At 37.0% G+C, this 25,727-nt stretch carries 29 protein-coding genes; 1 reads left to right on the forward strand and 28 read right to left on the reverse strand.

The window, feature by feature from the left end:
- Nucleotides 1-15: 15 nt before the first annotated feature.
- Genes hemW through rfaD form a run of 27 tightly spaced genes read right to left on the reverse strand, consistent with a single transcriptional unit; the run spans nt 16 to nt 22,582 of the window.
- Nucleotides 16-1,143: a radical SAM family heme chaperone HemW gene (gene hemW, locus LBD46_05850; GenBank protein ID MDR2426681.1), complete on the reverse strand. Its 1,128-nt coding sequence runs from the start codon at nt 1,141-1,143 to the stop codon at nt 16-18.
- Complete coding sequence (locus tag LBD46_05855) at nt 1,144-2,079, reverse strand: SPFH/Band 7/PHB domain protein (protein ID MDR2426682.1); 936 nt, start codon at nt 2,077-2,079, stop codon at nt 1,144-1,146.
- An 18-nt stretch (nt 2,080-2,097) separates the two neighbouring features.
- Nucleotides 2,098-2,523, reverse strand: coding sequence for an NfeD family protein (locus LBD46_05860; GenBank protein ID MDR2426683.1), 426 nt, complete (start codon nt 2,521-2,523; stop codon nt 2,098-2,100).
- A 17-nt stretch (nt 2,524-2,540) separates the two neighbouring features.
- On the reverse strand, nt 2,541-3,311 hold the full coding sequence (lepB, locus tag LBD46_05865) for a signal peptidase I (protein ID MDR2426684.1): 771 nt from the start codon (nt 3,309-3,311) through the stop codon (nt 2,541-2,543).
- A 31-nt stretch (nt 3,312-3,342) separates the two neighbouring features.
- On the reverse strand, nt 3,343-5,133 hold the full coding sequence (gene lepA / locus LBD46_05870) for a translation elongation factor 4 (GenBank protein MDR2426685.1): 1,791 nt from the start codon (nt 5,131-5,133) through the stop codon (nt 3,343-3,345).
- 22 nt (nt 5,134-5,155) lie between these two features.
- Nucleotides 5,156-6,907 (reverse strand): phosphoenolpyruvate--protein phosphotransferase, encoded by a 1,752-nt coding sequence (ptsP, locus tag LBD46_05875; GenBank protein ID MDR2426686.1) that lies wholly within the window; start codon nt 6,905-6,907, stop codon nt 5,156-5,158.
- An 8-nt stretch (nt 6,908-6,915) separates the two neighbouring features.
- The gene (locus LBD46_05880; GenBank protein ID MDR2426687.1) at nt 6,916-7,179 is read right to left on the reverse strand and encodes an HPr family phosphocarrier protein; all 264 of its coding nucleotides are present in this window, start codon (nt 7,177-7,179) and stop codon (nt 6,916-6,918) included.
- Between the two features lies 1 nt (nt 7,180).
- On the reverse strand, nt 7,181-7,963 hold the full coding sequence (locus LBD46_05885) for a PTS system mannose/fructose/sorbose family transporter subunit IID (protein MDR2426688.1): 783 nt from the start codon (nt 7,961-7,963) through the stop codon (nt 7,181-7,183).
- A gap of 2 nt (nt 7,964-7,965) precedes the next feature.
- A complete protein-coding gene (locus tag LBD46_05890) occupies nt 7,966-8,607 on the reverse strand; it encodes a PTS sugar transporter subunit IIC (GenBank protein ID MDR2426689.1) in 642 nt (213 codons plus the stop codon).
- Entirely contained in the window at nt 8,604-10,670 is a 2,067-nt protein-coding gene (locus LBD46_05895; GenBank protein ID MDR2426690.1) for a DUF1926 domain-containing protein, read from the reverse strand. Before LBD46_05895 ends, LBD46_05890 begins: the two co-directional genes overlap by 4 nt.
- Nucleotides 10,671-10,676: 6 nt before the next feature.
- Nucleotides 10,677-11,177 (reverse strand): PTS sugar transporter subunit IIB, encoded by a 501-nt coding sequence (locus tag LBD46_05900; protein ID MDR2426691.1) that lies wholly within the window; start codon nt 11,175-11,177, stop codon nt 10,677-10,679.
- Between the two features lie 15 nt (nt 11,178-11,192).
- Nucleotides 11,193-11,603, reverse strand: coding sequence for a hypothetical protein (locus LBD46_05905; GenBank protein MDR2426692.1), 411 nt, complete (start codon nt 11,601-11,603; stop codon nt 11,193-11,195).
- Nucleotides 11,600-12,553 (reverse strand): YvcK family protein, encoded by a 954-nt coding sequence (locus LBD46_05910; protein ID MDR2426693.1) that lies wholly within the window; start codon nt 12,551-12,553, stop codon nt 11,600-11,602. The genes LBD46_05905 and LBD46_05910 overlap by 4 nt, the downstream gene beginning before the upstream one ends.
- Nucleotides 12,543-13,403, reverse strand: a complete 861-nt coding sequence (gene rapZ / locus LBD46_05915; protein MDR2426694.1) for an RNase adapter RapZ — start codon at nt 13,401-13,403, stop codon at nt 12,543-12,545. The genes LBD46_05910 and rapZ overlap by 11 nt, the downstream gene beginning before the upstream one ends.
- The gene (gene hprK / locus LBD46_05920) at nt 13,400-14,344 is read right to left on the reverse strand and encodes an HPr(Ser) kinase/phosphatase (protein MDR2426695.1); all 945 of its coding nucleotides are present in this window, start codon (nt 14,342-14,344) and stop codon (nt 13,400-13,402) included. Before hprK ends, rapZ begins: the two co-directional genes overlap by 4 nt.
- Complete coding sequence (locus tag LBD46_05925; protein ID MDR2426696.1) at nt 14,344-14,802, reverse strand: PTS sugar transporter subunit IIA; 459 nt, start codon at nt 14,800-14,802, stop codon at nt 14,344-14,346. The genes hprK and LBD46_05925 overlap by 1 nt, the downstream gene beginning before the upstream one ends.
- Nucleotides 14,803-14,837: 35 nt before the next feature.
- Nucleotides 14,838-15,395 (reverse strand): ribosome-associated translation inhibitor RaiA, encoded by a 558-nt coding sequence (gene raiA, locus LBD46_05930; GenBank protein MDR2426697.1) that lies wholly within the window; start codon nt 15,393-15,395, stop codon nt 14,838-14,840.
- Nucleotides 15,396-15,442: 47 nt separating this feature from the next.
- Nucleotides 15,443-16,162: an LPS export ABC transporter ATP-binding protein gene (gene lptB / locus LBD46_05935; protein MDR2426698.1), complete on the reverse strand. Its 720-nt coding sequence runs from the start codon at nt 16,160-16,162 to the stop codon at nt 15,443-15,445.
- Nucleotides 16,159-16,878 (reverse strand): hypothetical protein, encoded by a 720-nt coding sequence (locus tag LBD46_05940; GenBank protein ID MDR2426699.1) that lies wholly within the window; start codon nt 16,876-16,878, stop codon nt 16,159-16,161. The genes lptB and LBD46_05940 overlap by 4 nt, the downstream gene beginning before the upstream one ends.
- The gene (gene lptC, locus LBD46_05945) at nt 16,826-17,368 is read right to left on the reverse strand and encodes an LPS export ABC transporter periplasmic protein LptC (GenBank protein MDR2426700.1); all 543 of its coding nucleotides are present in this window, start codon (nt 17,366-17,368) and stop codon (nt 16,826-16,828) included. Before lptC ends, LBD46_05940 begins: the two co-directional genes overlap by 53 nt.
- On the reverse strand, nt 17,337-18,251 hold the full coding sequence (locus tag LBD46_05950) for a lysophospholipid acyltransferase family protein (GenBank protein ID MDR2426701.1): 915 nt from the start codon (nt 18,249-18,251) through the stop codon (nt 17,337-17,339). Before LBD46_05950 ends, lptC begins: the two co-directional genes overlap by 32 nt.
- On the reverse strand, nt 18,248-18,787 hold the full coding sequence (locus LBD46_05955; protein MDR2426702.1) for an HAD hydrolase family protein: 540 nt from the start codon (nt 18,785-18,787) through the stop codon (nt 18,248-18,250). Before LBD46_05955 ends, LBD46_05950 begins: the two co-directional genes overlap by 4 nt.
- Nucleotides 18,768-19,043, reverse strand: a complete 276-nt coding sequence (locus tag LBD46_05960; GenBank protein ID MDR2426703.1) for a hypothetical protein — start codon at nt 19,041-19,043, stop codon at nt 18,768-18,770. Before LBD46_05960 ends, LBD46_05955 begins: the two co-directional genes overlap by 20 nt.
- Nucleotides 19,040-19,864 (reverse strand): 3-deoxy-8-phosphooctulonate synthase, encoded by an 825-nt coding sequence (kdsA, locus tag LBD46_05965; GenBank protein MDR2426704.1) that lies wholly within the window; start codon nt 19,862-19,864, stop codon nt 19,040-19,042. Before kdsA ends, LBD46_05960 begins: the two co-directional genes overlap by 4 nt.
- Nucleotides 19,865-19,886: 22 nt before the next feature.
- The gene (gene kdsB / locus LBD46_05970) at nt 19,887-20,615 is read right to left on the reverse strand and encodes a 3-deoxy-manno-octulosonate cytidylyltransferase (GenBank protein ID MDR2426705.1); all 729 of its coding nucleotides are present in this window, start codon (nt 20,613-20,615) and stop codon (nt 19,887-19,889) included.
- 1 nt (nt 20,616) lies between these two features.
- Complete coding sequence (rfaE1, locus tag LBD46_05975) at nt 20,617-21,603, reverse strand: D-glycero-beta-D-manno-heptose-7-phosphate kinase (protein ID MDR2426706.1); 987 nt, start codon at nt 21,601-21,603, stop codon at nt 20,617-20,619.
- A 16-nt stretch (nt 21,604-21,619) separates the two neighbouring features.
- The gene (rfaD, locus tag LBD46_05980) at nt 21,620-22,582 is read right to left on the reverse strand and encodes an ADP-glyceromanno-heptose 6-epimerase (protein ID MDR2426707.1); all 963 of its coding nucleotides are present in this window, start codon (nt 22,580-22,582) and stop codon (nt 21,620-21,622) included.
- 206 nt (nt 22,583-22,788) lie between these two features.
- Here rfaD and typA point away from each other — a divergent pair, with 206 nt between their 5' ends.
- Complete coding sequence (gene typA / locus LBD46_05985; GenBank protein ID MDR2426708.1) at nt 22,789-24,627, forward strand: translational GTPase TypA; 1,839 nt, start codon at nt 22,789-22,791, stop codon at nt 24,625-24,627.
- Between the two features lie 130 nt (nt 24,628-24,757).
- Here typA and LBD46_05990 read toward each other — a convergent pair.
- A partial coding sequence (locus LBD46_05990; GenBank protein MDR2426709.1) for an OmpA family protein occupies nt 24,758-25,727 on the reverse strand: 970 nt, incomplete at its 5' end.

Raw genomic sequence — 25,727 nt, forward strand, 5'->3', positions numbered from 1 at the left:
AGCACAAAAAATTTACTATTTCATGAAATGCGACATGATTACATTTGAGATAAAAATCATATTTTTTGGAAGTTTGACTCTGCCGTTTTCATTTATAAGCTTATTTTCCCTGAGAAGCTTTTGAAGAGCTTTTTTGTTTGACTCATTTTTAAAGGTATTTATGTCGGCGCCTTTATCAAGCAGGCGTAGTCCAAGCATTATTGCCTCCGCTTCATAATCTGTGTCATCTATAAAGTCATTTTCCTGTTTTACCGGCAATCCTTTCACAATCAGTTCCATATATTTATCAACGTCTATGATGTTTAAATATCTGAATCGGTTTTCATAGCCGGCGGCACCCGCACCGACAGCTATATATTCAAAGTTGCGCCAATAATTGCCATTATGCAGCGATTCTTTTCCGAGTTTCGCCCAATTCGATATCTCATAATGATTAAAACTATTGTCAGCCAAAATTTTTACGGCTACTTCATACATCTCTCTCTGTAAATCTTCGTCAACAGAAATGCCAGAATTAAAAAAAGGAGTATGTTCTTCAATATTTAAAGGATAAAGCGAAACGTGTCCGCAGCCAAATTTTACGGCCGTGTTCAAATCGTTCTCCCAATCAGAAACAGACTGTCCAGGTAAACCGTAAATCAAATCCAAATTAAAATTGTCAAATCCAGATTTAACGGCGGATTCATAGGCTTTTTCGAATGTAGCAAAATTATGAACTCTACCTATTTTTTTCAACATCTCGTCATCAACCGACTGAAGTCCCATGCTCAGCCTATTTACCCCAAATTCTTTAAGAATTTTAAGTTTATCGCATGACGTAGATTCTGGGTTTAATTCAAAAGTGAACTCTTTTAACGATCTCGTTTCGAAATTATCATTTACGGCTTTAAGAAGCGTTGAGATTTGTCTCTCGGAAAGTACTGAAGGAGTGCCTCCTCCGATATAAGCGGTGTCAATTTTTCTGTTTTTATGCTGCCCACAGTGCATAGACAGCGATTGCACATACTGTGAAGCTTTTTTTTCTTCGTATTCAACGGAGAAAAAATCACAGTAAAAACATTTTTGTTTGCAAAATGGTATGTGAATATATAATCCGAGCATATAAAAAAGCGCCGTTTTTCTAGACGGCACTTTTGAACACATTTATTTTTCCACTATTTTTGGAAGTTTTGCAGGATCTTTAAAAAGCTCCGCAATACCGCCTATTGAAGCTGTAACTCCAGTAGTTTCCAAAGGCAAAAATATTTTAGTTGCTTTTCCATCGGCAACTTTAGACAGAGCTTCAAGATATTTTATCGCGATAAGATCATTCGTGGGGTTTCCGTCATGGATTGCATTGTACACTACCTCAATTTGATATTTTTCGGCTTCGGCAACTTTCCTGATGGCTTCTGCTTCGCCTGTAGCTTCAAGAACCTGCTTTTCTTTCGTCGCTTCCGCTTCAAGAATAACAGCTTGTTTTGTTCCTTCAGCTTTAAGAATCGCAGCCTGCCTCAAACCTTCGGCTTCCAGAATATTCGCCCTCTTTTCTCTTTCGGCTTTCATCTGTTTTGACATTGCATCGGTAATATCTCTTGGCGGGTCGATTTTCTGTATTTCAACTCTTGTAACTTTAACGCCCCATTTATCAGTAGCCTCATCCATAACGACTCTCAATTGCGTGTTTATCTTTTCTCTTGACGTAAGAGTACTGTCCAATTCCATATCACCTATAACATTTCTAAGATTTGTCTGCGCAAGCTTTAAAGCCGCAAGAGCAAAATTCGCGATATTATAGACGACTCTGAAAGGGTCGGTTATCTGAAAATAAATAATAGCGTCAACAACTACTGTAACGTTATCTTTAGTTATAACACTTTGAGGTGGGACGTCAATAACCTGTTCTCTCATGTCGACTTTTCTAAGATTCTGGAAGAAAGGAATGATAATCGCTACTCCCGGATCTTCAGTTTTACTGTATTTTCCCAAAGTTTCCACAAGACCCTTTTCATGCTGCCTTATAATGTTTACCGAACTTGCAACTAAAATAATAACCGCAAAAACAATTACTAAAATTAACATCAGTATCCCGCTTCCCATAAACACCTCCTTAAAAATTCATTTTTTCCTTACTATAACTCTTGTTCCTTTTACAGAAATTATTTCCACAATACTCCCTTTTTCTATCTCTTCACTTTCAGAAAAAGCGCTCCATATCTCACCCATAACTTTCACAAAACCTTGAGTTTTTTTGGAAATTTTTTCCGTAGCTATGGCCTCTTTCCCTATTATCGCATCAATATTGGATTTCTCCGTATTGACATTTTTCATATATTTTTTTAAAAGAGGTCTTATAAACAAAACTGAAAGTACTGACGCGACAGAAAATATTATTATCTGAATCCATATTCCCGCTCCCAAAACGGAAGCTATTCCCGCAAAAATCGAACCTGCCGCAAGACAAGTAAAGAAAAATAAAGACACGGTGGCAATTTCAAGAATCGCAAGAATTAGGGCAGCAATAATCCATATTATCCAGCTCATGATTTCCTCCTCTATTCTTATATTATTCTTATGCGTTTTAAAGGCCAATAAAGAAGTAGCGCCTTTCCCTTTATATATTTATCTGGCAAAGGTCCCCAAAAGCGTGAATCAAAAGAATAATCCCTATTATCACCAAGCATCATGTACGAATTTGCTGGAACGGCGACGGGTCCAAAATTGTCTCTCATAAAAGTTGGAGGAACTGTTGTAAACTTACCGTTTTCCCATGCCTGCTGATATTCTGTTTCACTGTTGAATAGGTTAAAACTTTGAAAAATAGACGGATCTGAATAGCTTATATATGGCTCGTCAACCGGTACTCCATTGACAAATAGTTTTTTATCTTTTATCTCGACTATATCTCCCGCAACGGCGACACATCTTTTAATATAATCTTTCTTAATTCCCGCTTCTCTTTCCGATACAGTCAAAGCTTGAGTCGGACATTTGAAAACGACTATATCTCCTCTTACAATGTTTTTTATGGCAAAAATTCTCTTACCATCGCTGAAAGGCACATGAAAACCATAAATGAATTTATTTACAAATAGATGATCTCCTTCAAGAAGAGTTGTTCTCATGCTTCCGGAAGGAATTTTGAAAGCCTGAATAAAGAAAAACATTAAAATTGACGCTATTATGAGAGCAGACCATGCCGTATCTACCCACGAATAAACGTTTTTAAACAAACTCTGTGAAACTTTTCCCGTAAACTTATTCTTTATCAACAGCATAAACATTGCAACACAGAAAAGAATACAACCCGCGATAAAAAGTTTAACTTCCATTTTTTCTCCTTTAGTACGAAATCAATTTCTGTCAATCATCTATTTTTAATACGGCAATAAACGCTTCAGGTGGAATCTCTACTCTCCCGAACTGTCTCATTTTACGTTTTCCTTCTTTCTGTTTTTCCAGCAGTTTTCTTTTTCTCGTTATGTCTCCACCGTAACATTTTGCCAAAACGTCTTTTCTTACGGCAGAAATCGTTTCTCTAGCTATAATTTTATTGTTTACTCTTGCCTGTATTGGAATTTCAAACATATGTCTCGGAATTATTCCGCGTAGTTTTTCCGTAAGATAATGCGCGGCATTTTGCACTTTGTCTTTATGTACTATAACGGTAAAAGCATCAACGACTTCTCCGTTAATCATAATTTCAAGTTTAACTAAATCTCCAGGCTGCGGCTCTATATGCTCATAATCAAAAGAGGCATACCCTTTTGACACTGACTTTAATGCATCGTAAAAACCGACTATTATTTCCGCAAGAGGTAGATGATATTTCAGTACTATTATTTTTGCATTCAGATATTTCATTTGTATTTGTTTTCCCCTTCTTTTCTGGCACAAATCTAAAATAGCGCCGAGATAATCTACTGGGGAGATAATTGCCGCCTCGACATAAGGTTCCCAAATTTCTGAAATTTCTGAGTTGTTAAGAAATTTAGCGGGATTATCTATAGTTACAAACTGACCTTTAAGCGTTTTGACTTTATACACGACATTCGGCGATGTCACCAAAAGGCTCAACCCAAACTCCCTTTCGAGTCTTTCTTTGACTATCTCAAGATGAAGAGAACCCAGAAAGCCACATCTGAAACCAAATCCCAATGCTACTGAGGTTTCTGGAAAATAAACCAAAGAGGAATCAGAAAGTCTCAGTTTTTCCAAAGCACTTTTTAATGCATCATAATCGGAAGTGCTGTTAGGATATAAACCAGCAAAAACAAAAGGATGTATTTCTTTATATCCCGGATGCTGATTTTTCGTAGGTTTTGCGCTGTCGGTTATCGTGTCTCCAATTTTTATGTCGTGTATGTCTTTTATTCCAGCAACCATGTATCCGACTTCTCCCGAAGACAAACTGTCGGACTCAATCGGCCTTATTCTCATATATCCGACTTCCAAAACGTCATATTCCACATCAGAAGCTATAAATCTTATTTTCATTCCTTTTCGGATACTTCCATCAAAAACTCTTATTATGACAATAACGCCCCTGTAGGAATCATAAAACGAATCAAAAATTATTGCAGACAAAGGTTCGTCTAAGACAACTTTTGCCGGAGGAATGTTTTCAACGATGGAATATACGATTTCGTCGATGCCTATCCCTTCTTTCGCACTTGCGAGTATCGGCTCTGCATCAACGTTCAAACCTTCTTTCATCTGCTCGTAAGTGCTGTCAACGTCAGCGGTAGGCAAATCGATTTTATTTATAACTGGAATTATTTTGAGGCTCGCGTTTTTTGCAAGCATGGTATTGGCAAGCGTCTGTGCTTCAACGCCTTGTGTGGCGTCTATTACCAAAAGAGCTCCTTCACATGCCGCAAGAGCGCGCGAAACCTCATAGGTAAAATCGACATGACCCGGAGTGTCTATAAGATTTAAAATATATTTTTTTCCGTTTTTGTCAGTATAATTCATTCTTACGGCTTTCGCTTTAATTGTAATCCCTCTTTCCCTTTCAAGCTCCATTCCGTCAAGAATCTGATCTTTCATCTCTCTTTTGGATATTGTTCCTGTATATTCAAGAAGCCTATCGGCCAAAGTGCTCTTACCGTGATCGATGTGCGCTATAATACAAAAATTTCTTATGTTAGACATTGCTTTTTATTTTCCCACCTGCCTAATACATTTCTTTGCTTTTTAATTTTTTCATAATTTTAGTTATCGACTCTTTATCCTTACATTTTAAAATCTGGTCTGCCGCTTCCTTTGCATCTTCATAAGAAATGCTTCTTATGACTTTTTTAATTTTCGGTATCTGCGCCGGAGAAACGCTGAATTCATCAAGCCCCATTCCCAATAACAGAATAGCGTAGTAAGGATCGCCGGCCATTTCTCCACACATACCTACGTCTATTCCGGAGTCATGCCCTGCATCTATTATTCTTTTTATAAGCCTTAAAATAGCAGGATGTGAAGGTTCGTACAAATGCGTGACATTTTCGTTTACTCTGTCAACCGCAAGAGTATATTGGATGAGATCATTTGTTCCTATGGAAATAAAATCCAGCTCTTTTGACAGAACATCCGCGATAATCGCAGCGGAAGGAACCTCTATCATCGCTCCGACTTCTATGTTTTCATCGAATTTGATATTTTCTGAATGCAGGCTCTTTTTCACTTTTTCAAGTATCTTATTTGCTTCCCTGAGTTCTTCAAGCCCGGAAATCATCGGATACATAAGCTTTATTTTGCCTTCAGCTGAAGCTCTTAAAATTCCTCTCAGCTGATCGATAAATATTTCTGGATATTTTAAACAAAGTCTTATCGCGCGCAGTCCCATAAAAGGGTTCTGCTCTCTTTTCATATTTAAAAATCCAAGATTGGTAAGCTTGTCTCCTCCCAAATCTATGCTTCTGACAATAACGCTGTGAGGCATCATCATTTTAGCGACTTCCATATAGCTTTGATAATGATCTTTTTCCGAAGGCATAGTGCTGCGGTTAAAAAACATAAACTCGCTTCTGTATAGACCTATTCCGCTTGCTCCGTTATTTATAACGGATTTTACTTCATCGGGGTTGTCTATATTTGCCAAAAGCTGCACTGTATGTTTATCTGTAGTTTCCGCAGGCAAATCTTTCAGTTTTGCAAGCTCTTTGCTTTTTGCCGCCTGTATGTCAAGTTCTTTTTTATAATTGGCTATCGTCTCTTCGGTAGGATTTAATATTACAAGCCCCTGATTTCCGTCAACGATAATCACGCCTCCCGACAATGCGTTTGCCGAAATGCTTCTTAATCCTACGACCGCCGGTATTTCAAGGCTTTGCGCCACAATGGCCGTATGCGAGGTTTTACCACCTATATCGGTCGCAAAAGCTTTAACGAATTTTTCTCTTATTGCCACGGTGTCCGCCGGAGTCAGATTATGCGAAACGACTATCGACTCATTATCAATATTTGAAAGAGTTCTCTTTTCTTTACCCAGCAGATTTTCAAGTATTTTTTTTGTAACGTCTTGTATATCTTGTTTTCTTTCCCTGAAGTAGTCATCTTCTATGGCGTCAAAAGAGCGTATGATTTTATCCAAAACTTTAAATACGGCATACTCGGCGTTCACTCCATCTTCCACCATTTTTACGACATCTTTTTTCATCACAGGATCGTCAAGAATCATTAAGTGAACATCGGCGATTTTCGCATAATTTTCACCCAAAAGACTGTTGATTTTCTGATATGTCGTTTTAAGTTCGGCTCTCGTTTTTTCGATGGCTTCGTCTAAACGTTTTAATTCACCGGCGCGCTCATTTTTCGGTATTTCTTTGTGTATAAGAAAATATTCATCATCTTCAAGCAAAAATACCTTTCCGATAGCTATGCCTGGAGAGGCCGCAACACCTTTTAAAATAATATTTTTCTTTGTTAAGTGCATATTTTCTCCTATTCCACCAAATCCGAATTAAAAAGTTCTTCTATGGAATTCAAAGCTTCTATTTCGTCAGGTCCTTCCGCTACAAATTTAAGTTCGCTGCCGAACGCCGCCGCCAAAGTCATTACTCCCATAATGCTTTTGGCGTCAACTTCAAAATCATCTTTTAAAATTTTGACGTTTGACTGAAATTTTGAAGAAGTCTGCACAAGCTTAGCCGCAGGTCTGGCATGCAGCCCCATTTTGTTTGAAACCTTAATTATTTTTTCTTTCATTTCATAATCCTAAATATGAGATTAACACGCACAGTAAAACTACGCTGTAAAACATAAAAGTCGCACTCAAACGTCCGAAAATCATCGAGAAAACAAGCAGTGTTCCGAATATAAGAGTGTCCGGCACTTTTGCTGCAAAAAAATTCGTACTTAGTGGGCTAACAAAAATCATAAAATAAACAACCAAAGAGGCAATCACTAAAAGAAGACCGGCATATCTGGACATATCTCCTAGAAATTTAATTTCAAGTTTAGGGATTACTATAAGCATTTCTCTGTCAAGCTTGAAGCTTATAAAAAAAAGCCAGTATCTAATCGGTATATGCACGCAGTTGTAAGTAAACAAAAAAATCAAAGGCACAATCCAGCAATAAGCGGGATCTAAAACCCGCGAAAACAAAATCACGAAAAAAATGCTCAAAAAAGCTGTAAGCGGACGCAGCGTGCCCCAGAAAAATGAATCTCCTATTGCTGCCAAGGGACCTGACATAACGCTTTTTATAAAATTAACGTCCGGCAGTTTTTTGCCCATACCTTCGTCTTCGGCTATTTCTTTTTCGGCATTTGCAGCTATGGCAACTATTATATTTGCCATGTAAGGATGTGTATTAAAAAAACCCGTATGTCGCATAAGCGCTTCTTTTTTTCTATCAGGATTTAAATAAACCTTATCCAAAAAAGGCTTCAATATAAAAAGAAAACCTATATTTTGAAGCCTTTCAAAATTCCACAAAGCTTGTATAAAAAAAGTTTTTAGAAACATTTTTCCATATATTTTAAACATTTTTACCTTTTAATAAAGGGAAGTCGGATATTTTTAAAATTATACAGGACCGAACCAAACCCTAAAATTGGAAGAAGATACCATGCCTTTTTTAATCCAGCTATCACAAAAGCCGGAATCTGCAAATATATAAGCTGAAATATTACGCCGCCCAAAAACATTACTATAAGATAAAAAATAAAAGCTCTCAACAAAAATAAAAACAAACTAAAAAATACTCCTGCATTAATTTTCCATTCTTTCCCTTCTTTAATACCATTTTCAACCCATTTCATAATTCTTATATTCATATTTCTTCCATTGATGTCTATTTCTTTATAAAAATAAGCGAATGGAACGGCAAACAGTAATGCGCAAATTGCGGCTTCTTGTATTGAAGGATAATATTTGCATGCCCAAAATGTCGCGTTTATGCTGATTGACGCAATATCAATAGGCACTGCAGTTCCCAAAGGTATCGAGTTAATCCATACCATTTCAACTATCATTCCTATCCAAAGACCTATGCTTATGTCTCCCATAAGATAACCGAATAGCGGAGCGCAAAAAATAGGACGACATATCATAAACTGTCCGAATGCCGTAACGTCCATACTGCAAACAGCGGCAATAAACGCCAAAATTACAATGTTTTCTATGATCATATTTTTATATGTACCGACGTTTCTATCTCAAAATTAAAAGATTCTTCAGGCTTTAACGATTTCCTTACCAATGCTACGGCAGCACTTCCCTGATAAGTTTTTTCATAACCACTTTCGGAATTCGAAACAGTCTCTATCGGAACAATCCACATATCGCATTTTTGCGATAAAGTGATTTCAACTTCGATTTTAAAAAAATCATCATATCGCTTCCATACCGATATATCTTTTAAATCGGCGTTATCATCACCGGTTTTTGAAGAAAAAGCAAAAACCTGTTCTGGAGCAAAACACAAATCAATTTCCCACTCAGAGATATTTATTATTTCATAATGCACACTATACCCGCATTGAGAAGGAATTATTGTTTTAATTAATTTTATATCGCTGCCCGATACTTTCCCGATTCTTTCCAATATAAGCTTTGGATAAGAAATTTTGGCTTTATATTTTCCAAGTACGAAATCTCCCAGCTCCTGAAACCTAACAAAAGCAAAATCCTCACGTTTAGTTTCTATTGCAAGAAAATGATCAACTAAAGAAATTCTTCTGTGCCAATCATACGAAAGATATTTGTCAAGCCCGGCTTCTTTTACTTTGACTTCATTACTATGAATGGTATGCGCTTCCTGTTCATTATCGTTAGCAATAACGGCATTGGCAATATTATCGCGGAGATTTTTATGATAAGATTCATACCGTCTCGTAAGTACGTCTAGAAGATTGTGATTTATCTTTAAAATATCAAACTCAAAAATTCCGCCGCCAAGTCCTGCTTTAACGTATATATTCTGGCTCTTGCTTTCATATAAATATTCATCTTCCATATCACAATCAAAATCAAAAACCGTCCATGACGGATGTTTTAAAAACGACTTATTATACGTATTTTCCGCTTGAAGCAAAGAATTGTAAACGGCATTTCTTAAATGAGGAAGATACAAGCCGCCGAAAACACCGTGCCAGTAAGCGCAATTGCACTGTCCAGAATATAAGCTGTCCAGAACTTTTTCCGAATTAGGCTTTTTATTGTCCATATATTTTTTTATTTTATCGCTTACATACAACATTTTTTTGTGCATATTATTTGATTCATCATATTTGCTCAAAAAATTACGCCAAAAACCGCCGCGCAAAAATATTCTGGCTTCATTATCTGTACCATATCTTCCCAAAACATTTTCGAACTTTTGCTGAGTATCAGAAGGAAGCGCCCATTCGGACATTTCAAAATACGAAGCACAAGGCAGATAAACCCTTCCGGAGGATTTCTGCATCTTTAAAATTTCCGAAAAACCGGCAGTTTCGACTATATCAGAATTTTCCTCGAGAACGGCAAGAAATTTTTCAAGCCAGCCGTTTTCATAGACGTGTTTGTTTGTGCCCGGCCACATGCCGAATTTTTCACCGTCATCGGCCATAACCAAAATGTGATATTGTTCAGCCGGTTGCGAAACAATGCTTTTGAAATAGTTTAGGGTGTTTTCTATAGATTGAAAAGGAATCAAATACCTCAATCTTTGACTTATCGGAAAAATATTTAAGCGGTATCCCTGCTCTTCGGTAGTATAATATCCTCTTAAATTTTCAGCATCCATTCCGGCAGCGGCAAAAGAAGCGTCATCAAGCACCGTGTACTCTATTCCCGCTTCACACAAAAATTTTGCAAATCCCGGCTCCCAGACTCTTTCAGCAAGCCATACACCGTTAGCTTCTTCGCATCCAAATTTATTTTTTAAATAATTCGTAAGCTTTTTTATCTGCCCTATTTTATCTCTGTCCGGAATCGAAACCATTATAGGCTCATAATATCCTCCGGAAAGAATTTCCAAATTTCCGGAAGAGACAAGCTTTTTGACATTTTTTATGTAATCGGGATGTTCTTTAGACATATACTCCCAAAGCATGCCACTGGCGTGCATGCTCCATTTTATCGATGGATGATTAAGCATGACCTGCATAAAAGGTTTATACGAAACCTGATAAGCTTTTTCAAAAACCCAGCCAAAATTTCCTACGGGCTGATGATTGTGCGTACAAAAAATAAATTTTACCTTGCTCATTTTAATTTACCTGTTATTTAATGCACATTCCTTTTCGATTATACGGAAAACATCTATTCTGTCGTCATCCGGTAAAATTCTTCCTTCTATTTCAATTCCCTTGTGGTGAATTTTTTCTAAAGCCTCTACGTCTTTATTGTCTACAGACAAATTGCAAAGAAGCTGTTTTTTCCCATCAGAAAAATGCATGCCGCCTACATTTACCGATTTGATTCCGACGCCATTTTCTATCATATCCAAAACATCGGAAGGGTTCGAAAAAAGAAACATCGTTTTTGTTCTGTCATATTTTCCGTATAAAGCGTTAACGGAAACGTCTTCTACCGTTTCTATCTCCAGCTCGACATTGCTCGGAACCGCCATCGTCAAAAGCATCTGCTGCATGCGGTCGTTGGCTACTTCATCGGACACTACAACAATTTTATTTATGTCTATAACTTTAAGCCATCCTTGAACTATTTGACCATGCACAAGCCGATCGTCAATTCTTACAAGTTCAATCGTCATAAACAAATACCCCTTTTATTTCATCTTGCTAAGCAGCATCTTTTTTACATTAATTACGCTTTTCTGTCCATCGATAAACACTTTATCGGCAAGCTCGGAAACGTCTTTTGCCGTCTTGACAGCAAATAAAGCTGACAACACCATAGGAAGATTTACCCCAGCCAAAATTTCCGTATTAAAAGATCTGCACGTCGGCGCTGCTGCATTACATGGCGTTCCGCCAATCATATCCGTAAGAATCAAGACCCCATCTTCATCGCTTATATTTTTAAGCAAAGAGTCAATTTTTACCTGCATATTGGCAAGACTATCCTGTGATCCTCTGTTTAAAGCATAAATATTCGGATGTTTTCCCGCAATCATCTCGGCAGAACTCAAAAGTTTCTGTGCAAGTTCCCCGTGAGCGACAATAATAATTTTAATCATTTCCTATTTTCCTTAATTATTTTCATTAAAGCTTTTACCAGTTTAAAACTGTCGTGGCGGGCGTAAATTTCATTGGAAAACAGGATGTTTTTTACTGTCTTTATTTTTACTTTATCAGCTTCAACCTGATATGAGCCGTATTTTTTATATCTTGCAGCGACATTATTCGGAATTTTTCCTCTGTTGATCAAAACGCAATCTATGATTCCTTCATAAGAATGCTTTTCTATCGCATTAATATGATCGGAGAGTTTATAATCTGTAGTTTCTCCGGGCTGCGTCATAATATTGCATACGTATATTTTATAAGCTCTGGACGATTTTACCGCGTCAACAACGCCGTCTATCAAGAAATTAACTATTATTGAAGTATACAAAGAGCCAGGTCCGAAAATCATAACGTCGGCATTTTTCAATGTTTCCAGCACTTCAGGTGCAGCAGGTGGATAAAAAGGATCCAGCGTTATTCTTCCGATTCTTTTGTTCGCTTTTGATATCAGACTTTCGCCTCTTATTATTTCCCTGTTTTCAAGTTCTGCTTCCAGAGTGATGTTTGAAAGAGTCGCAGGCAAAACTTTCCCTCTTATCGCCAACACTTCTCCGCTTTTGGCTATGGCATTGTCAAATCCACCGGAAATTGCGGACATCGCAGTCAAAAACAAATTGCCAAACGAATGCCCTGCGAGAGTTCCTTTGGCGGGAAACCTGTATTGAAAAAGCCTCGACATCAAGCTTTCCTCTTCCGAAAGAGCGACCAGACAATTTCTTATATCGCCCGGAGGCAGCACTCCCAATTCACTTCTGAGTATCCCCGAACTTCCACCGTCGTCTGCAACATTAACTATGGCAACGATGTCGCCGAAATATTTTTTCAATCCTCTCAGAAGTGTCGATAACCCACTTCCTCCACCCAAAGCGGCAATGCTTAAATTTTCCACATTATTTTCCACGTAAAATATCTCTGTGACTGACATTTACCTTATATTTTCTGTTTTTCAAAAAATCTGCAAGCTCTTCCACAGTAAAAACCGACCTGTGCCTTCCGCCCGTACAACCAACGGCTATCGTAAGATGACTTTTTCCTTCTTTAATATATCCTGGAAGAGTTTTTTCTATAAGTTTTGAAAATATATTGAAAAAAGACAAAAATTCTTTTTGTTTTCTTATGTAATCTTTTACCGCTTTGTCGCATCCCGTTTTAAATTTCAACTCATGCACATAGTTGGGATTAGTGATAAAACGCACATCAAAAACTATGTCAGCATCAGAAGGAATGCTGTATTTATAACCGAAAGAAGTTACTGAAATATTTAAATTTTCTTTTTTTGCGGACGTCCCCGTAAACTTTGAAATCCTGTCTTTAAGTTCTCCGATGGTCATATTCGATGTATCGATAACTTCATCCGCTATTACAAAAATTTTATCTATCACTTTTCTTTCAAGTTTTATACCCTCCATAACAGAATTGCTAAGTGGATGTTTCCGCCGCGTTTCGGAATATCTTTTGATAAGAACGTTTTTATCGGAATTAAAAAAAATTATTCTGTAATCTATCTTTTTATTCTTTAATATTTTAAGAATGTCCGTGATGGAATTTATCGACTTTCCTGCTCTGGCATCCACGCTCATTGCCACATTTTTATATTTTTCCGGATTTTTCAAGCATATGTCAATGAAATCTCCCGTCATTTGAAGAGGCATATTGTCAACACAGATAAAACCAAAATCTTCAAAAATTTTGAGCGCCTGGCTTTTCCCCGCGCCCGACATGCCCGATACTATATAGAACTTTGTCTTCATATTTTTTCTTTTGTAGAAATGATTTTTTGAAGTTTATTGCTTAAATCTTTCGCCGTAAAAAGACCTTTATTTTTAAGCCTCTGGTTAAGGCTGGCAGTTTCAACCAATATTGCAAGATTTCTTCCCGGTCCTACGGGAATAGTAACTTCTGGAACTCTTACCCCAAGTATATCTGCAAAATATTCGTCGATTCCCACTCTTTCGTACTTTTTAACCGATTCCCACTCTTCGAGTTTTATTACTAGCTCAATATGCGATTCATCAAGAATGTTCCCTATGCCGAATAGATTTCTGACGTCGATAATGCCCACGCCTCTTACTTCAATCAAATGTTTAGTTATTTCAAGTCCCGAACCGACCAAAGTCCTTCCCGAGCGTTTTTTTATATCTACTATGTCGTCAGCAACAAGCATATGTCCTCTTTTTACAAGCTCAAGAGCGCATTCGGACTTTCCGATCCCGGCTTTTCCGACTATCAACACTCCAAGCCCATAAACATTTGTGAGAACGCCGTGTAGTTTTATTGAAGAAGCAAGTTTCCCTTCAAGATAATAAATCAAGTCACCTATAAATGATGATGAGTTTAAAGTAGTTTTTATTAAAGGCACTTCAAGATCCGAAAATACTTTTATCATAAATTCGGAAGGTTTCAAATTCCTTGTCAAAATGCAACATGTAGAGTTTTTATGCGAGAAAATATTTTGAAGAAACTCAAACTGTTTCTCGCCAGGCAAAGAGCTTAAATACGTATATTCACCTGTTCCTATTACCTGAGTTCTTTCATAAGGAAAATGCTCAAAATAACCTGTAAATGCAAGACCCGGCCTATTAATATCGGAAACAGTGATTTTTCTGTCCAAGCCGCCTTTTCCAGTCAAAAGTTCAAGCTTTAAATCTTCGCTTTTTTCTTTTAAGAGAGTGCCCACATCCAAAAGCGGCATTAATAAGAGTCCTCTTGTTGTATGATCTTTATTATTTCTTCTTTTGCTTTTGCGTCTCTTATAGCCTGTCTTAAAAATTTATCTTTAAAAAGCCTAGATATTCTCGACAGCGCCTTAAGATGCTGCCCCGCGACTTCAACCGGACCTACCAAAAGAAAAATGATATGAACTGGCTCACCGTCAAGAGAATTAAACTCTATGCCTTTATGAGAGATCCCGAGAGCACCTACCTGCTCCTGTAAAACGTCGGTTTTTCCGTGCGGAATCGCGACGCCCTGCCCTATGCCGGTGGAACCGAGTTTTTCGCGCTCTAACACGACTTCAATAATTTCATCAGTCTTTTTAACTTTTTTTGTAGCTTTCAGCATCTCCACAAGCTCTACAATCGCAGATTTCTTGTCTGTAGCTTTGAGCTCAACATTAATTGAATCCGAACTTAAAAAATCCATAATCTTCATTTTCTATCCTCCGCTGATTATTCTTATATCGTTTTTTATCTTACTTCTTCGGGTTCAAGTAAAATGAGCGAACCGCCATCACTGCGGTACAACGCGTTTACCTTGTCGGTTTTACTATTTAAAAACATATACACTTTATATCCCAAAATGTCCATTTCACTTATAGCTTCTTCTATGCTAACGGGCTTTAAATCAAAGCGTTTAATTTCCGAAATTTTCGTTCTCGAATCTTCCATGGTATCATAAGAAAACACTTCCGATAAAGAACTTTTCTTTTCTTTGGAAACTTCAAGATTTTCTTTTCTGTGTATTTTTGAAATTTCTTTCCGCTTTCTGAGTTGTTTTTCAAGTTTATCTACGGTGAGATCTATTGACGCGTAAAGATCGGGAGATTGCTCTTTTGCCCTGAAAGTCATCTTGCCGACATGAAAATTGATTTCCGTTATCTGTCTGTTTTTCTCAACCGATAAAATAACATGAGACCAAACGCTATCACCGTCAAAGAATTTGCCGGACTTTGAAACCTTTTTACGCACATAAGAATCAATTGCGCTGGTAAGTTTAAGATGTCTTGCCGTAATGTTAATCTGCATTTTATATCTCCTTTTATATCAAATTCTTTCACTGATTTCAACGCTTTTTACATCTTAAAATTTTCTCCGAGATATACTTTTTTTGCCTTTGGATTTTCAAGAAGCTCTTTAGCATTTCCTTCCAGAAGTATTTTGCCTTCATAAATTATATATGCTCTGTCTATAATTTCAAGAGTCTCTCTTACATTGTGATCGGTAATGAGTATCCCCAAATCTCTGGTCTTAAGTTTCGCTATTATTCCCTGAATATCCGAAACGGTTATCGGATCTATTCCTACAAAAGGTTCGTCAAGAAGCAAAAATTTTGGGTCGTTTACCAATGCTCTGGCAATTTCAAGCCTTCTTTTTTCGCCGCCGGAAAGAGTAATGCTGAGCTGCTTTCTGAGTTTGGTAAGACCGAAATCCTCAAGTAGATTGTTGACTTTCTCCTTTTGCACTTTTTTTGAAACCGGGAGCATTTGAGCAATCGCGGACAAATTATTTTCAACGCTGAGACCTCTAAATATGGAAGGTTCCTGTGAAAGATAACCGACGCCAGCCCTCGAACGCTGATACATCGGCCAATTTGTTATCTCTTTATCATCGAGATAAATGCTGCCATCATAGGGTTTAATAAGCCCGACCGTCATATAAAACGTAGTTGTTTTTCCCGCGCCATTAGGACCCAAAAGTCCCACGACTTCTCCCTGCTTAACGTGAATATTCACTCCGTTTACAACCATTCTGTACTTATATTTCTTAAAAAGTTCTTCTGCTCTCAATATCATTTTATTTCATCTTCCATTTCAATCTTTCCAGTAACTTTACCATTCATTAATATTTTTTTATTATCGTCAGAATTATAGAAAGTCATTTTGTCGGCTTCATAGAGACCTTTTCTTCCATCATAATAAACGTCCGCAACCGGCCTTTTTTTGTCTTTTACCGTGACAACGCTTGACGTTTTTTTATAGAAAACCGCATTATCCGAAACAATCGTTCCTGAAGAAGTTATTATTTCTACATCTTTATAAGCGCTCAGCATTTCGAGGTTCTTGTCCAGATATATCTCTTTGGCGTTTAACATAAGAGGCATTTGAGAATCTTTCATAAAATATTCCACAAAAGTCTTTTTTCCCCAAAGTTTTCCTTTTTCGCCTTTTAAATCGTATGACGCGAAATCGCCGTAAGCTTTTACGAGTTCATTTTCATCGGTTTTCGAAAACAGTTTTACATTTCCGGAAGCATTAACGAGTTCTTTTGTTTTATCGTACGTCATTTTATAGGCTTCTATCGTATTTTTTCCGTTAACAGCTTTTGAATTGCCTCTGGAAATTGTAATATCTCCTGATCTCCTTATTTCCATCTCATCGCCAGTTATAACGGTTTTTTTTGAAGAAAAACCTTCGGCAAAGGATAAAACAAAAAAACAAAACAACAAAACTAACGAACTAAAGATTCTTATTAAGTTCAACTCTTTGTTTTTTAATGATAATTTTTTCAAGATTTGTATCCGCCTCAAATCCTTTGCCATAAACGATTTCATTCCGCCTTGTCAATTTGACATTATTGTTACTGAAAACGACATTTTTTTTGGCATTATATTGTAAATCTGTCGTTTGAAGATGTTCGTTATTAGCGCTGTCAACCGTACATTTGCCATAGCCTAAAACGTCATAAGTATCCAAATCTATAGCGGCGGATTCAGTTACAAGTGTCGAAACATATTCGCCGTTTTTATAAAATTTAATTTTCGGCAATTTTAAAACGGCTTCTTTTTTTTCTTCGTTAATAATTGCAGAGTCCGATTCCAAAACCATTTTAAGTTTTCCCTCTTCTGTTTCGGTTATCGTAAACTGCTCGACCAACTGTTCGACCATCAGCGGAGTTTTTTCAATAACAGTTTTTTCCTGTCTGCAGCCGAAACATAAAATAAAAACTGCAAAAACCGCCGCGTAAAATTTAATTTTTCTTCTTTGTTTTCCATCTTTCATGGAACCACACCCATTGTTCAGGATATCTTTTTATATGCTCTTCCAAGACCAAAGAAGCTTTTTGAGTAAGATTTATCACGTCTTTATCGAAATCTCCGCAAGTCTCTATTGTCAACGGTCCAGAAACGACGGTTTTGTGTCCGTATTTGTCGATTCTTTGATCTATGCCGACTAAAACTTCCGCGCCCGTCTTTAAAGCTAAAACCGCAAGTCCAGAAGGCGTCCATGCTGGTCTGTCAAAAAAGTTTACAAAAACGCCAGGAACGCTTGTATCCTGATCTATAAGCATGGCTATTATTTCACCTCTTTTGAGAGCTTTAAGAAGTTTTTTGCCCGTATCGGGAGCGTCTCTTAAAATAACACGAACATTTTTGCCCATCCTATAATTTACGAGCATATCGTTCAATTCTTCTATATATATTTTTTTTGCTACAACGTTTACGGGAAAACCCATATCTGCAACCGCCGCAGCCGTAATTTCCCAGTTGCCGGTATGCGCGCTTACAAAAAGTATACCTTTTCCCCTTTTTATCCCTTCTTTTATAAGATGGCTATTTTCAATGACGGAAATGCTTCTTAAAAAGGCGGGATCGATTTTTGGAAAATTGGCAAACTCAAAAAAATTTTTTGCCTGATTTATAAAAATTTCTTTTGTTATAGCGGCTATCTCTTTTTTAGTTTTTTTCTGGAAAACCCTTTTTAAATTTTGCTTAGCTCTGACCCTTGCACTTATCGCAAAATAATAAGCCAGTATGCCAAAAATTTTCGCAAGTATGGTAACGGAAAATCTGTAAGGCAAAAATAAAACTATCACTGTGGCAAAATACGCACCGTAATAATAGCATTTCCTTCTGACGTTTTTAAATATCGCGGTTATTTTCATTTATATTTTTCTAAAACTTCTTTCCACTTGCCATTAGCTTTCAAAAGCGTTTCAATAACATCTCTGACAACACCTTCGCCGCCTTTAAAAGAAGAAACCATATCTGCATGTTTTTTAACTTCCTCTACGGCATCCAATGGACATGCCGCAAAGCCCGCAAGCATCATTACCGGAATATCCACTATATCGTCACCGATATAAGCCGCTTCACAGGCTTTAATTCCGGCTTTGCGCAATATGTCGTTAAAAGCGGTTTTCTTGACCATACAGTCTTGCACCAAATAATTTATTCCCATACTTTCGGCACGACATTTTACCTGTTCGGACTCTCTTCCGGTAATCCACGCCGTTTTTATAGGAGGCACTATCTGTTTAAGCTCATGATAACCGAGACCGTCTTTGACATTCCACAATTTAATTTCTTCTCCATTGTTAAAAACTATAATTTCGCCGCGCGTTAAAACGCCATCGACATCACAGGCAATAAGTTTAATGCCTTTGGCCTTTTTAATCAGCTTAACTTTGGACTGCGTCATTTTGCTGCCCCTGTTCAATTTGTTTAGGCTGTTCTGCTCTTATTTCTTTTTTTGATTTATCCAGCCACGGCGTTATCTCCGGAGGAAGTTTTCTCATGTAAGGTTTTAAAATAATATTTAAAACAAAAAAAATAATTATCAAAATGACTAAAATAATAAACGCCGTAATGCTCATCCATCTATAAGTAGGTATCCACGGTCTGCTTTTATCTTTATTTGATAAATCTTTGGATTTGAAAAAATCAGTAATTTTCATTTTACAGCCTTATCTATTGCAATCGCTTGCTTAAGAATATCCTCTAAATATTTAAAATTAATACTGTTTGCTCCATCTGAAAGAGCCTTTTGTGGATTTTCATGCGTTTCAAGAAAAAGGGCCGCCACGCCGACCGCACACGCGGCTTTTGCCAAAGGCATTACGAATTCTCTGTCCCCGCCGCTTTTTATACCTTGTCCGCTAGGCAGCTGCACGCTGTGCGTAGCGTCAAAAATAACCGGAGACCCTGTTTTTTTCATTATTTCCAATCCTCTGAAATCGACAACTAAATTGTGGTAGCCAAAAGAAACTCCTCGCTCGGTTAAAGAAATTTTATTATTGCCGAACTTTTGCGCTTTTTTTATGGCATTGTCCATGTCCTCAGGGGCTAAAAACTGGCCTTTCTTAATATTTATCGGTTTTCCAGTAAGAGCGCAGGCTTTTATTAAATCCGTCTGCCGTGACAAAAATGCCGGAATTTGTATCATGTCCACAATTTCACCGGCAATTCCCGCCTGCTCTTCTGTATGAACATCTGTAATAACCGGAAGATTTAGTGTTTCTTTGACTTTCGATAATATCTTAAGTCCTTCTTCAATTCCGGGTCCCCTATAAGACGATATTGAAGAACGATTTGCTTTATCATAAGAAGCTTTAAAAATGAACGACACATTAAACTTATGGGCAATCTTTTGAAGTTTCGCCGCAATTACCAGCGTATGTTTTTCGCTTTCTATAACACATGGACCCGCAATCAAAACAAAAGGCAGATTGTTCGCCAACATTATATTCTTACCGATTTTAATTTTTTTATCTGACATTTACATATCCTTTTATGCCGCTCTATCGTAAAAATTTTTCGACTTTGAAAATATCTTCCGGAATATCAACGCCTACTGAATCTTTGGCGGATACTATAATTTTTATTCTTTTACCGCTTTCAAGGATTCTGAGCTGTTCAAGGTTTTCTGTTTTTTCAAGCAACGCGGTTTTCAATTTTGAGAAACTTATAAGAAAATTTTTTTTGTATCCATATATGCCCATATGCTTGAAATACTTGACATTTTTTATTTTATCCCTATTATAAGGTATAGCGGAACGTGAAAAATATAAAGCGTACCTATCTTTGTCGAAAACCGTTTTAACTATATTGGGATTATTTATGTCTTTTTCTTTTTTTATGGGAAAAACTGCTGTAACGCACTCGAGTTTCTTATTTATTTTCAGTTCTTCAGAGATAGAATCTATCAAAGTAGTATCGATTAAAGGTTCATCACCCTGTACGTTAATAAAAATTTCGTAACCGCTTAAATATTTTGCAGCAGCAAAAGCCAATCTATCCGTTCCGCTTTTACAGGTTTTAGGTGTCATAAAAACTTCACAGCCAAAGTCTTCTACAACTTTATAAATTCTTGCATCATCGGTAACCGCGGCAATTAAATCTATTTTTTTACACTTTCTGACTCTTTCAATGACATGACATATAAGAGCTTTCCCTTTTATTAAAGCCAAAGGCTTTCCCGGAAACCTACTTGAAGCATACCTCGAAGGAATAATAACTGCCGTTTTCATTTTATTTGCATTTGTAAAAGTCTATTATTGTTTTTTTAAGTTCGTCATGGCTAGTTGTTTCCGTACCGAATTTGGCAACGACTATACCTGCGGAAAAATTGGCAATTTCTGCGGCGCTTACCAAATCCGCTTTTGCGGCCAGGGCCAAAGTCATGGTAGAAATAACGGTGTCCCCAGCGCCAGTAACGTCATAAACTTCTTTAGCTCTCGTAGGTATTGTCGTAACTTTATTATTGGGCTGTATCAAAGTCATCCCCATTTCGCCGCGCGTTATGAGAACGGAATCAGATTTTAACATTTTTAAAATCTTCTTTCCAAGATTTTCAATATCCTGTTCCGTAGCAATATTTTTGGCATTCATGCCTTCAATCGCTTCTTTCGTGTTAGGCGTTATCGCTGTTACTTTTTTATATTTTTTGAAATTTTCTATTTTAGGGTCGACGGTAATCGGGATTTTATGTTTTTTCGCAAGAAAAATAGTTCTTTTTAAAACTTTTTGACTTATGACGCCTTTGCCGTAATCAGAAATTATTACTCCATCGGCTTTAGGCATAAGAGCTTCAACATTTTTTATTATTTTCAATTCGGTCGAATGTGAAAATATACCTTTAATTTCCCTGTCAACCCTTACTACTTGCTGATTTGTGGCGATAATTCTCGTCTTTATAATCGTCGGTCTGTTAGGGTCATAAACCAAATAATCCGAATTAATGCCTCTTTCCTTAAGCATATCAATCATGGCTCTTCCCGTATTATCTTCACCGATTGTGCTTACGATTATTGCTTTTGCTCCTAGAGAAGTAATATTGTTAGCGACATTTCCCGCGCCGCCTAAAGTTTTGGTTTCTTTTGTGATTTCGACTACGGGAACAGGCGCTTCTGGAGAAATTCTTGCGACTTTTCCCCATATGAACTTATCCACCATAGTATCGCCGATAACAAGAATGGTCTGTTTCTCAAACAAGTTTAAAAAATTAATAAGTTTCATGAAGTCTCCGTATATTTTATAAATAAGATTTATTTTTTAAATAATCGCAATAATCTTTAACGGAATCTTCAAGTTCCATAAAAGGTTTGTCATATCCGGCCGCACGAAGTTTTGTCATATTGGCCTGCGTAAAATATTGATATTTAAGTTTAAGATGTTCGGGCATTTCGATATATTCAGCGTTTTCTTTTTTTCCTAAGGAAATAAACATGGATTTCGCTATATCGTTCCACGTCCTCGCTTTTCCAGTGCCCAAATTGAAAATGCCGGTCTTTGAAGGATTTTTAAGAAAAAACCAGATGACGTCGACAACATCTTTTATATAAACAAAATCTCTTTTCTGCCAGCCGTCCGCATATTCCTCTTTATAAGATTTAAAGAGTTTTAAAACGCCTTTTTCAGCGACTTCATCATAACTTTTACATATGATGCTTCTCATATCGCCTTTATGATATTCGTTGGGGCCGAAAACATTAAAAAATTTTATTCCCACAGCTTTATCCATATACTTATTGCTCTGCAGCCATAAATCGAACATATGCTTCGAATATCCGTACATATTCAGTGGAAAAAGTTTTATAAGTTTTGATTCTTCATCATCATAACCGTTTTCACCATCTCCATACGTCGCCGCAGAAGAAGCGTAAATAAACGGAATCCCGAGTTCAAAAGCCCATAAAGCCATAACTTTTGAATATTCATAATTGTTTTTGATATAATAATTTGCGTCAGTCAGCGTCGTGGAGCTGCATGCTCCGAGATGCACTATAGCTTCGGGTTTGGGAACCTGTCTGTTAATTACGGCATTATAAAAATCATTTTTTTGTATATAGTCGTAATATTTTTTCCCTGCAAGATTTTTCCACTTTTCCGACTCGTTTAAATGATCTACAACAAGCACGGTGTCTATGCCTTCTTTATTAAGTTTCCAGAGAAAACAGCTTCCTATAAAACCCGCGCCGCCAGTTAAAATTATCATAAAAACTCCTTGCATTTTTAAAAATCTATTTTATAAAACTCCCACATACTATGTCAATGAATTACATGGCGAAAAATTACGAAAAGACCAAGATTTAGATGTTTATTTGTAAAAAAAATTAATAAAATATATAATATTAAAAATTTATAAAAGGAAGAAAAATACGACCCCGCAGATTATGGGTCGCTTTTTTTAATTAATCAAATATGAAAAGAAATGACGTCAGAAATATAGCCATTATTGCACATGTTGATCATGGAAAAACGACAATTGTAGATTCTTTGCTTAAATATGCAGGGCAATTCGACGTAAAAGTCGATGAAGCACAGGAAATGGTTTTAGACTCTAATCCTTTAGAGAGAGAAAGAGGAATTACAATTCTTGCAAAATGTACTTCGGTAAATTTCAATGGAAATACAATCAATATTGTGGATACACCTGGACATGCGGATTTTGGCAGCGAAGTGGAAAGAGTTTTAAAAATGGTAGACGGTGCAATACTTATGGTAGACGCAGCCGAAGGTCCTATGCCGCAGACAAGATTTGTGCTTCGCAAAGCGCTGGCTTTGGGACTGTGCCCAATAGTCATTATCAATAAAATGGATAAACCACATATAAATCCCAGCAGCGTAATAGACGATGTCTTTGATTTGTTTATGAAACTCAGCGCAACAGACGAACAGTTGGATTTCCCGATACTTTACGCTTCTGGACGTGACGGCTGGGCAAGCAGAGTAATGGAAGAAAAAGGCGTAAACATAAAACCTGTTTTTGACGCTGTATTTGAATATGTTCCTCCACCTGATGCCGATGATAGGAAACCCCTGCAAATGCAGATAACTATGCTTGACTACAATAATTTTCTCGGACATGTCGGAATAGGGAGAATTTTAAACGGTACTGTCAAAAAAGGACAACCCGTAGCTTTAGTTAACTCCAAAAAAGGCACATCTTCAGCAAAAATATCAAAAGCTGTAAGAATAGATAAATTTTTAGGACTTGGAAAGGTTGAAGTTGAACAAGCAAGGGCTGGAGATATAGTGTCAATAGCAGGACTTGAAGGCGTTGAAATTGGCGATACGGTTTGCGGAATTTACGATATTTTACCGCTTCCTCCTCTTTCTATAGACGAACCTACTGTGTCCATGGATTTTCTTGTCAATGATTCACCTTTTGCAGGCCGCGAAGGAAAATTTTTAACAAGCCGTCATCTTAAAGAAAGACTTGAAAAAGAGGCGCAAACAAACGTCGGGCTTAAAGTCGAGCCTCTTTCAGGAGAAGGAAAGTTTAAAGTTTCGGGCAGAGGAGAACTTCATTTAACGATTTTAATTGAAACTATGCGCCGCGAAGGATTTGAACTTGCCGTATCTTCGCCGGAAGTAATTTACAAAGTAAAAAATGGACAACTTTGCGAGCCTATGGAATATTTGACGCTTGATATAGACAGCCAATATCAAGGCGCGATTTTTGAGCTTGTTGGGAAACGCTCTGCAAAACTTGAAAATATGGCAAGCGAAGGAGAAAATAGAATAAGATTAGAATATATAATTCCATCAAGAGCGCTGATAGGTTTTAAAAGCGAATTTCTAACAAATACCAGAGGAGAAGGTATAATGCATCACAGTTTTTACAATTACATGCCTAAAGTAAACATTTCAGATTTAAGAAAAAACGGAGTTTTTATAGCTTTGGAATCCGGCAAAACTACTGCTTATGCTCTGGATAATCTACAAAGCGGAGGCATTTTTTTTGTCGACCCCGGAGTTGAAGTTTATGCGGGAATGGTTGTGGGACAAAATTCAAGAGATAAAGATTTAGTCGTTAATCCATGTAAATTAAAAAAATTAAGCAATATGAGAAGCAAAGGTTCTGACGACGCTCCTATGCTTATTCCTCCGATAAAATTCAGCCTTGAGCAAGCCGTTGAATATATTGCTCCCGACGAACTTGTAGAGGTAACGCCGTCATCGATAAGACTCAGAAAAAAAATACTAAACCATTTGGCTAGAAAAAGAACGAGCAAAAATGAAGAGGAAGAAGAATAGCCGGGAATAAAAGGTTTATCGGGAATGTCAAAAATATTGTGTAAAGTGTCCTTTTGACAACATTTACTTTCTTTACATCTTTATACGATTCTGCTTTATCAAATTTCTTAGTCATTTCCAAGCTGCCAAGCTACTCAATAATCACCACTACCCTTCTGTTTGCCATTCGGCCTGCCTCATTGTCATTTGCTGCTGCCGGTAAGACCGAAGACAGACCTGTATAATTTATCTTTTCAGCGGGAATTCCGTTATTTATAAATTCATCACACACTGCTTTTGCTCTTAATCTTGATAACTTCTTTGGCATTTGTTCCGTTGCATCCGCATGACCTTCTATTGATATTTTATTATATGTATATTTCTTTACCGCTTCACTTTGTTTTTCCAACTCTATTTTCCAATGCGGAGTTAATTCATATTTTCCCGACATAAATTTTACTTCAAACGATTCTATTATCGGCTTTAACATTCTGTTTTCTATTTCTTTCTTTTTTTCATAAAGCTCTTCATCGGTGATTTCTCCTGAAATATTCTTTCTTTTCTCTTCTACCTTTTTTGCCTGAGCCAACTGCGCACTTCTCTTTTCAGTCAATATTTTTTCTTTCTCTATTTTTATTCTTACTTCCTCTTTCCTCTGCTCTTCTGCAAGCATTATTTCATACTCCATTATACGCGCGTCCTGCTTCACTTCTGGTTCTTTTTTAAACTTTTGATATTCCTGTTCCGCTTTTTTTATTCTCTTTGTACGTTCTTTTTCGGCTTTTATTTTTGCCTTCTCATAAGCTTTTATTTCGGCATCAATCTGTTTTTCCTCTTCTCTTGCTTTTTTCTTTGCCTCTGCGGCAAGCTTTTTCTCATAAGCATTTCTTTCTTTTTCCTCTTTCCTTGCCTGCTCTAAGTCAGCTTTTAATATTTCTCTTTCTTGTTGTTCTTCTTGTATTTTTGCTTTCTCGTAAGCTTTTATTTCTGCTTTTAAGCGTTCTGCTTCTTCTTTAGCTTTCCTTGCTTCTTCCTTTGCCTCTCTCTCTGTTTCCGCAATCTCTGCTTTTTCTTTTTCAATTTGCTGCTGTTGGGCTTTTGTCTTTTCTCTTTCTTCTTGT

The sequence above is a fragment of the Candidatus Endomicrobium procryptotermitis genome, assembly GCA_031279415.1.
Classification (GTDB): Bacteria; Elusimicrobiota; Endomicrobiia; order Endomicrobiales; family Endomicrobiaceae; genus Endomicrobium_B; species Endomicrobium_B procryptotermitis.

What these genes read in the sequence shown, in the direction of transcription:
- LBD46_05885 (MDR2426688.1), bottom strand. Translation starts at nt 7,963, where the DNA reads ATGTTTAAAATATATGGAAAAATGTTTCTAAAAACTTTTTTTATACAA.
- LBD46_05855 (MDR2426682.1), bottom strand. Translation starts at nt 2,079, where the DNA reads ATGGGAAGCGGGATACTGATGTTAATTTTAGTAATTGTTTTTGCGGTT.
- lptB (MDR2426698.1), bottom strand. Translation starts at nt 16,162, where the DNA reads ATGATATTGAGAGCAGAAGAACTTTTTAAGAAATATAAGTACAGAATG.
- LBD46_05960 (MDR2426703.1), bottom strand. Translation starts at nt 19,043, where the DNA reads ATGAAAATTACTGATTTTTTCAAATCCAAAGATTTATCAAATAAAGAT.
- LBD46_05925 (MDR2426696.1), bottom strand. Translation starts at nt 14,802, where the DNA reads ATGAAGATTATGGATTTTTTAAGTTCGGATTCAATTAATGTTGAGCTC.
- LBD46_05900 (MDR2426691.1), bottom strand. Translation starts at nt 11,177, where the DNA reads ATGACGATTGAACTTGTAAGAATTGACGATCGGCTTGTGCATGGTCAA.
- LBD46_05880 (MDR2426687.1), bottom strand. Translation starts at nt 7,179, where the DNA reads ATGAAAGAAAAAATAATTAAGGTTTCAAACAAAATGGGGCTGCATGCC.
- kdsA (MDR2426704.1), bottom strand. Translation starts at nt 19,864, where the DNA reads ATGTCAGATAAAAAAATTAAAATCGGTAAGAATATAATGTTGGCGAAC.
- rapZ (MDR2426694.1), bottom strand. Translation starts at nt 13,403, where the DNA reads ATGAAGACAAAGTTCTATATAGTATCGGGCATGTCGGGCGCGGGGAAA.
- lepA (MDR2426685.1), bottom strand. Translation starts at nt 5,133, where the DNA reads ATGTCTAACATAAGAAATTTTTGTATTATAGCGCACATCGATCACGGT.
- LBD46_05890 (MDR2426689.1), bottom strand. Translation starts at nt 8,607, where the DNA reads ATGATCATAGAAAACATTGTAATTTTGGCGTTTATTGCCGCTGTTTGC.
- LBD46_05860 (MDR2426683.1), bottom strand. Translation starts at nt 2,523, where the DNA reads ATGAGCTGGATAATATGGATTATTGCTGCCCTAATTCTTGCGATTCTT.
- hprK (MDR2426695.1), bottom strand. Translation starts at nt 14,344, where the DNA reads ATGCCGCTTTTGGATGTGGGCACTCTCTTAAAAGAAAAAAGCGAAGAT.
- raiA (MDR2426697.1), bottom strand. Translation starts at nt 15,395, where the DNA reads ATGCAGATTAACATTACGGCAAGACATCTTAAACTTACCAGCGCAATT.
- lepB (MDR2426684.1), bottom strand. Translation starts at nt 3,311, where the DNA reads ATGGAAGTTAAACTTTTTATCGCGGGTTGTATTCTTTTCTGTGTTGCA.
- typA (MDR2426708.1), top strand. Translation starts at nt 22,789, where the DNA reads ATGAAAAGAAATGACGTCAGAAATATAGCCATTATTGCACATGTTGAT.
- LBD46_05955 (MDR2426702.1), bottom strand. Translation starts at nt 18,787, where the DNA reads ATGACGCAGTCCAAAGTTAAGCTGATTAAAAAGGCCAAAGGCATTAAA.
- lptC (MDR2426700.1), bottom strand. Translation starts at nt 17,368, where the DNA reads ATGAAAGATGGAAAACAAAGAAGAAAAATTAAATTTTACGCGGCGGTT.
- LBD46_05895 (MDR2426690.1), bottom strand. Translation starts at nt 10,670, where the DNA reads ATGAGCAAGGTAAAATTTATTTTTTGTACGCACAATCATCAGCCCGTA.
- LBD46_05950 (MDR2426701.1), bottom strand. Translation starts at nt 18,251, where the DNA reads ATGAAAATAACCGCGATATTTAAAAACGTCAGAAGGAAATGCTATTAT.
- ptsP (MDR2426686.1), bottom strand. Translation starts at nt 6,907, where the DNA reads ATGCACTTAACAAAGAAAAATATTATTTTAAAAGGTGTTGCGGCCTCT.
- rfaE1 (MDR2426706.1), bottom strand. Translation starts at nt 21,603, where the DNA reads ATGAAACTTATTAATTTTTTAAACTTGTTTGAGAAACAGACCATTCTT.
- rfaD (MDR2426707.1), bottom strand. Translation starts at nt 22,582, where the DNA reads ATGATAATTTTAACTGGCGGCGCGGGTTTTATAGGAAGCTGTTTTCTC.
- hemW (MDR2426681.1), bottom strand. Translation starts at nt 1,143, where the DNA reads ATGTGTTCAAAAGTGCCGTCTAGAAAAACGGCGCTTTTTTATATGCTC.
- LBD46_05905 (MDR2426692.1), bottom strand. Translation starts at nt 11,603, where the DNA reads ATGATTAAAATTATTATTGTCGCTCACGGGGAACTTGCACAGAAACTT.
- kdsB (MDR2426705.1), bottom strand. Translation starts at nt 20,615, where the DNA reads ATGAAAACGGCAGTTATTATTCCTTCGAGGTATGCTTCAAGTAGGTTT.